Here is a 5899-nt window from a genome sequence, read left to right on the forward strand (position 1 = left end):
GGCCGGCGACGTCGGCGCCCGCCGCCGCCCGGAGCGAGCCGCGCCCCGGCCTCGCGCGTCCGGCCGCCGCGCCGGACAAGGCCGCGCCGTGCCGGCTGCGGTCGTTCTCGACCACGCTGCCGCGCGTCCTCTTGATCGGCTCCTCGACCGGCGGACCGCAGGCGCTCAACGAGGTGGTGTCCCGTCTCGGCGCGGTGATCGACCGGGCGCCGGTGCTGATCACCCAGCACATGCCGCCGACCTTCACCACCATTCTCGCCGAGCATCTCGCCCGCGCCAGCGGCCGGGCGGTGCGCGAGGCGCAGGACGGCGAGCCGATCGTCGCCGGCCGGGTCTATGTCGCGCCCGGCGCGATCCACATGCACGTGGTCCGCCGCGACGCCGGCGCTGCGATCGCGCTGCGCGACGGGCCGCTCGTCAATTTCTGCAAGCCGGCGGTCGATCCGCTGCTGAACTCCGCGGCCCAGGTGTGGGGACCGGCCGCCCTGACGGTGATTCTCACTGGAATGGGATCCGACGGCGCCAAGGGCGCGGCCGAGATCGTCGCCGCCGGTGGCAGCGTCATCGCTCAGGACGAGGCGTCGAGCGTCGTGTGGGGCATGCCGGGCGCGGTCGCCCAGGCGGGCCTCTGCGCCGCCATCCTGCCACTCGATCAGATCGCCGCAAAAGTGACACGCCTGTTCTCGGGAGAGCGCTCGTGACGCCGTTGGACTACGATTACCTGCGACGTTTGCTGAAGGACCGCTCCGGCCTGGTGCTCTCGGCGGACAAGGAATATCTGGTGGAGAGCCGGCTCCTGCCGGTCGCCCGCAAGAACGGTCTCGGCTCGCTGTCCGAGCTGGTGCAGCGGCTGAAGGCGCCGGGCACCGAGAGTTTGCTGGTCGCCGTCGTCGAGGCGATGACCACCAACGAGACCTTCTTCCTGCGCGACAAGGTGCCGTTCGATCACTTCCGCAACTCGATCATCCCGTCGCTCCTGAAGTCGCGGGAGGCCAAGCGCCGCCTGCGGATCTGGTGCGCCGCCGCCTCCACCGGGCAGGAGCCGTACTCGCTGGCGATGTGCCTGAAGGAGATGGGCTCGCGGCTCGACGGCTGGCGCATCGAGATGGTCGCGACCGATCTCTCGATCGAGGTGTTGGAGAAGGCCCGCGCCGGCGTCTACTCGCAGTTCGAGGTGCAGCGCGGCCTGCCGATCCAGATGCTGCTCAAATACTTCACGCAGATCGGCGAGACCTGGCAGATCTCGCAGGAGATCAAGTCGATGGTTCAGTACCGCACGCTGAACCTGCTCGGCGACTTCACCAGCCTCGGCCCGTTCGACCTCGTCTTCTGCCGCAACGTGCTGATCTATTTCGACCAGCCGACCAAGGTCGACGTGCTCGAGCGGATCCGCAAGATCACCGAGCCGGACGGCTTTCTGGTGCTCGGCGCCGCCGAGACGGTGGTCGGCCTCACCGACGCCTTCAAGCCGGTGCCGGACCAGCGCGGCGTCTATGCGCCGAACGCCGGCGCCGCACCGGCCAAGCCCGCCGGCTTCGCCATGCCGGCGACCCAAAGGCTCGCGGCGAATTTCGGCGTGACACGGTAGGGGCGGCTCGGGGGGCGGGTCAATCCGCCAACGGGTTCTCCCACTGCAGTCCGGGGAAGCGGACGAAGTCGGCATCGCTCGAGCACAGGACGAGATCGTGCTCGATCGCGAGAGCCGCGAGATGGGCGTCCGGCACCAGTGATCCGCGGATGCCCGGAAGCCGCAGCAAGTCCACCAGCACGGCGACGTGTCGATCGCCGGGAGACGGGATCCAGGCCTGGCCGCTTCCCAGCCAGGCCGTGACCTGATCCCACGCCGTCACGGTGGGCACCGGCCGCTCGAACACTCGCGGATTGGTGACGAGCCGCAGGAAGGCGAGCAAGCTCGGCCACGGCAGGCCGACGCGATGCGGTCCGTTCAGGCGAGCATCGAGCCAATTCCGTGCCGCCCGGTGCAGCGGAACCGATTCGACGTACGCGTAGACCAGCAGGTTGGCGTCGACCAGGATCACGACCACGGCTCCGCCGCCGTCACGTCGCTGCATCGCCCTCTGCGGCGGCGATGGCGTCGTGAACATTCGAAACGTCGATCAGCGCCCGGCCGAGCGATACCGAGCGAGTCTCGAACGATCCCGCCCTTTCGGGTGATCCGCCCATCCGTGCGAGGCCGTGGCGCAGCGCATCGTTCGCCGCCTGGTCGAGCGTCGTCCCGCGCTCCGTGCGCACCCGCTCGAGAGCGGCGGCGACGTCGTCGTCGAGCGTCAGCGTCGTTTTCATGGATGAAAGGATGAGCCGCCGCCGGTCACGGTGTCAACCGATGCGGGAGGTCTTCGCATCCGCGTCGCCGCCGATTGCGGTGGCCGGCGCTCGGCGCTCGGCTCGTCCGGAGCCACACCGAACAAAAACCCCGCCGGTGACGGCGGGGTTCGGAAGCGTCCGAGGTGGGAGGAGAGAGCCGATGGCTCCGAAGAAACCCTCGGTCCGGCCGGGAACTGGCGGTCGGCCGCTCGGTCGGCCGGGGCGCACGCGGACGCCACGACCTCCCGGGAAAACGTCAGATCGCGATGCGCGCCTCGTCGTCGGACGGCTCGCGCAGCACGTAGCCGCGGCCCCACACCGTCTCGATGTAGTTGCGGCCCTGCGACGCGTTGGCGAGCTTCTTGCGCAGCTTGCAGATGAACACGTCGATGATCTTCAGCTCCGGCTCGTCCATGCCGCCATAGAGATGGTTGAGGAACATCTCCTTGGTCAGGGTGGTGCCCTTGCGCAGGCTGAGGAGCTCCAGCATCTGGTACTCCTTGCCGGTGAGATGCACCCGCTGGCCGCCGACCTCGACCGTCTTGGTGTCGAGATTGACGATCAGGTCGCCGGTCTGGATGACGGACTGCGCGTGACCCTTCGAGCGGCGCACGATCGCATGGATTCGCGCCACCAGCTCGTCCTTGTGGAACGGCTTGGTCATGTAGTCGTCGGCACCGAAGCCGAGACCCTTCACCTTGTCCTCGGTGCCGGCGAGGCCGGACAGGATCAGGATCGGCGTCTTCACCTTCGACACCCGCAGCGCCCGCAGCACCTCGAAGCCCGACATGTCGGGAAGGTTGAGGTCGAGCAAGATGATGTCGTAGTCGTAGAGCTTGCCGAGATCGACACCTTCTTCGCCGAGGTCGGTCGTGTAGACGTTGAAGCTCTCCGACTTCAGCATCAGCTCGATCGACTGCGCCGTCGCGCTGTCGTCTTCGATCAGTAGCACGCGCATGCCAGTCCCCTTCCATGCCGCGTCGGATTCAGGGTGGGCCGCCATTCTGGCGACCCGGTCACACGCCTCGGGACCCAACAGATTCGAAAGGTTAACGGCGAATGATTAACAAAGTCTGATTCCCTGGCGCAAGCGCGCTCTGGCCGAAATCGGCAGAATCTGCCTAAAATGCTGAGCCGAGGTGATTTTTCGGACACGTTCTTGCTCGTATCTCACTTTAGGATTCGGCCGTAACCGATTCGAACGACTCACACCCGTGGCGCCGGGGTGGCCGAAATGTGCCGGGTCTCATGAACGGTGTTCCAATGATTAACGGTCCGGGTAAACACGAAGTTAAGGGTTTCGAATTGGTTGCCGGGTGTGGGAACATCCTCACCATCGCACCGGAGGCGGCATGAGAGGGCTGGTCGACAGGATCGCGGAGGTCGACGCCGTCGAGGTGTTCGGCCGTGTCGTCGGGGTGCGCGGGCTGATGGTCGAGGTCGCCGGGCCGCTCTTTGCGATGTCGGTCGGGGCGCGGCTCGGCATCGAGACCGGGGCGCGGACGATCCCGTGCGAGGTGGTCGGCTTCTCCGGCGACCACGCGCTGCTGATGCCGTTCGCCCCGCTCGACGGCGTGCGTCGCGGCTGCCGTGCACTGGTCACCTCGGCGCAGGCGACCGTGCGGCCGACGATCGGCTGGCTCGGCCGGGTGGTGAACGCGCTCGGCGAGCCGGTCGACGGCGGCGCACCGTTGCCGGTCGGGCCCAGTCCGGTGCCTTTCCGCAACACTCCGCCGCCCGCCCACGCCCGCGCGCGGGTCGGCCAGCCGCTCGATCTCGGCGTGCGGGCGCTCAACACCTTCCTCACCTGCTGCCGCGGCCAGCGCATGGGCATCTTTGCCGGCTCGGGCGTCGGCAAGTCCGTGCTCTTGTCGATGCTCGCCCGCAACGTCGATGCCGACGTCTCGGTGATCGGCCTGGTCGGCGAGCGCGGCCGCGAGGTGCAGGAATTTCTTCAGGACGATCTCGGCGAGGCCGGCCTCGCCCGCTCGGTGGTGGTGGTCGCGACCTCCGACGAGCCGGCGCTGATGCGTCGCCAGGCGGCCTATCTCACGCTGGCGATCGCCGAATATTTCCGCGACGAGGGAAAGAGCGTGCTCGTGCTGATGGATTCGGTCACCCGCTTCGCCATGGCGCAGCGCGAGATCGGCCTCTCGGCCGGCGAGCCGCCGACCCAGAAGGGCTACACGCCGACCGTCTTCACCGAGCTGCCGCGCCTGCTCGAGCGGGCCGGGCCCGGGCCGGAAGGCGCCGGCACCATCACCGGCATCTTCACCGTGCTGGTCGACGGCGACGACCACAACGAGCCGGTCGCCGACGCCGTGCGCGGCATTCTCGACGGCCACATCGTGATGGAGCGGTCGATCGCCGAGCGCGGGCGCTATCCGGCGATCAACGTGCTGAAATCGATCTCGCGGACGATGCCGCGGGCGGCCGATCCGACCTTTCTGCCGACCATCATGCAGGCCCGCCGGCTGATGGCGACCTATGCCGACATGGAGGAGCTGATCCGGCTCGGCGCCTACCGGGCGGGGTCGAGCGCGGAGGTCGACGAGGCGATCCGGCTGCACGACGCGCTGGAGGCGTTCCTCGGGCAGCGCAAGGACGAGGCGACCCCGCTCGGCGAGGGCTACCGGCGTCTCGAGCAAATTTTAACCGCGTCGGAAACCGAAAACTAAGATTGTGCTCCCAAGATGACGCCCACGTTCGGAGCGGCTCTCGTCCCGAGTGGAGCGAATTCGACATTCGAGTCGCACCTGGCCGCAAGTTCGTTCTCGACTGTCGAACTCGATGATCCACGCGCACGCGTCGTTGCCGATGGTCGTTCGAGCCCGACATTCGCGACCGGAGTTGCGGTGGCGGCGTGCGAATGTCGGAAGCGGACCATCGGCGATCGAGGTTTCGCTCTCGGGGCTTCGGGGGAGTAATTGTCGATGAAGTCACGCGAAACGCTGATCCGGCTGAAGAAATTCCAGGTCGACGAGAAGCGCCGCAAGGTGACGCAGATCGAGACCATGATCGCCGACTTCCTGCGCATGGCCGCCGATCTCGATCGCGAGATCCAGGTCGAGCAGGAGCGGGCGGGGATTTCCGATCCGGCCCACTTCGCTTATCCGACCTATGCCAAGGCCGCCATGCAGCGGCGCGAGAATTTGAAGGCCTCCGCCGACGAGTTGCAGGGGCAGCTCGAGGAGGCCCGCGCGGCGCTGCAGGAGTCGTTCGAGGAGCTCAAGAAGGTCGAGCTGCTCGACGAGCGCGACCAGATGCGCGAGCGCCACGTCGAGGCGGTACGCGAGCAGGCCGAGCTCGACTCGATCGGCACGATGCGCGCGCGCGACGCGATGGCCTGACGGCGCCTTTTCGCGAGACGACGAGAAAAAGGCCCGGGTTTTTCGCCCGGGCCTTTTTCGTTTTCGATCCGTGATCGCCGAAGGCGTCGCTTCGGCGAGGCGCCGTTCCGCCCACTCGGGGGAGCCCACGGTGCGGGCCACGAGTGGCCGCCAGGAGTGGCCGCCACGAGTGGCGTCATACCAGCCTTCGTTATGCCTGACCGATGATGGCCCAGCCTCGCTGT

The 5899-nt window shown here is 67.7% G+C and carries 7 protein-coding genes; 4 read left to right on the plus strand and 3 right to left on the minus strand.

The window, feature by feature from the left end; genetic code table 11:
- Both A33M_RS15650 and A33M_RS15655 read left to right on the plus strand, forming a co-directional pair.
- Positions 1–701 (plus strand): chemotaxis protein CheB (locus A33M_RS15650; RefSeq protein ID WP_040620963.1); only part of this gene is annotated, 701 nt, incomplete at its 5' end.
- Positions 698–1588, plus strand: coding sequence for a CheR family methyltransferase (locus A33M_RS15655; RefSeq protein WP_008388947.1), 891 nt, complete (start codon positions 698–700; stop codon positions 1586–1588). The genes A33M_RS15650 and A33M_RS15655, both read left to right, overlap by 4 nt.
- Positions 1589–1607: 19 nt before the next feature.
- On the opposite strand, the gene A33M_RS15660 is transcribed toward A33M_RS15655, so the two are convergent.
- The 3 genes from A33M_RS15660 to ctrA all read right to left on the minus strand — a co-directional run bounded on the left by A33M_RS15660 (position 1608) and on the right by ctrA (position 3283).
- On the minus strand, positions 1608–2039 hold the full coding sequence (locus tag A33M_RS15660; RefSeq protein ID WP_008388949.1) for a TA system VapC family ribonuclease toxin: 432 nt from the start codon (positions 2037–2039) through the stop codon (positions 1608–1610).
- A gap of 19 nt (positions 2040–2058) precedes the next feature.
- On the minus strand, positions 2059–2304 hold the full coding sequence (locus A33M_RS15665; RefSeq protein WP_008388950.1) for a hypothetical protein: 246 nt from the start codon (positions 2302–2304) through the stop codon (positions 2059–2061).
- Between the two features lie 277 nt (positions 2305–2581).
- Entirely contained in the window at positions 2582–3283 is a 702-nt protein-coding gene (gene ctrA, locus A33M_RS15670) for a response regulator transcription factor CtrA (RefSeq protein ID WP_008388952.1), read from the minus strand.
- A 394-nt stretch (positions 3284–3677) separates the two neighbouring features.
- Between ctrA and fliI the strand changes: the two genes are divergently transcribed.
- Together fliI and fliJ are read left to right on the plus strand one after the other, a co-directional pair.
- Complete coding sequence (fliI, locus tag A33M_RS15675; protein ID WP_008388954.1) at positions 3678–5003, plus strand: flagellar protein export ATPase FliI; 1326 nt, start codon at positions 3678–3680, stop codon at positions 5001–5003.
- Positions 5004–5258: 255 nt separating this feature from the next.
- Positions 5259–5675: a flagellar export protein FliJ gene (gene fliJ / locus A33M_RS15680; RefSeq protein ID WP_008388956.1), complete on the plus strand. Its 417-nt coding sequence runs from the start codon at positions 5259–5261 to the stop codon at positions 5673–5675.
- Positions 5676–5899: the final 224 nt, after the last annotated feature.

It is taken from the genome of Rhodovulum sp. PH10, from assembly GCF_000293785.1.
Taxonomy (GTDB): domain Bacteria; phylum Pseudomonadota; class Alphaproteobacteria; order Rhizobiales; family Xanthobacteraceae; genus Rhodoplanes.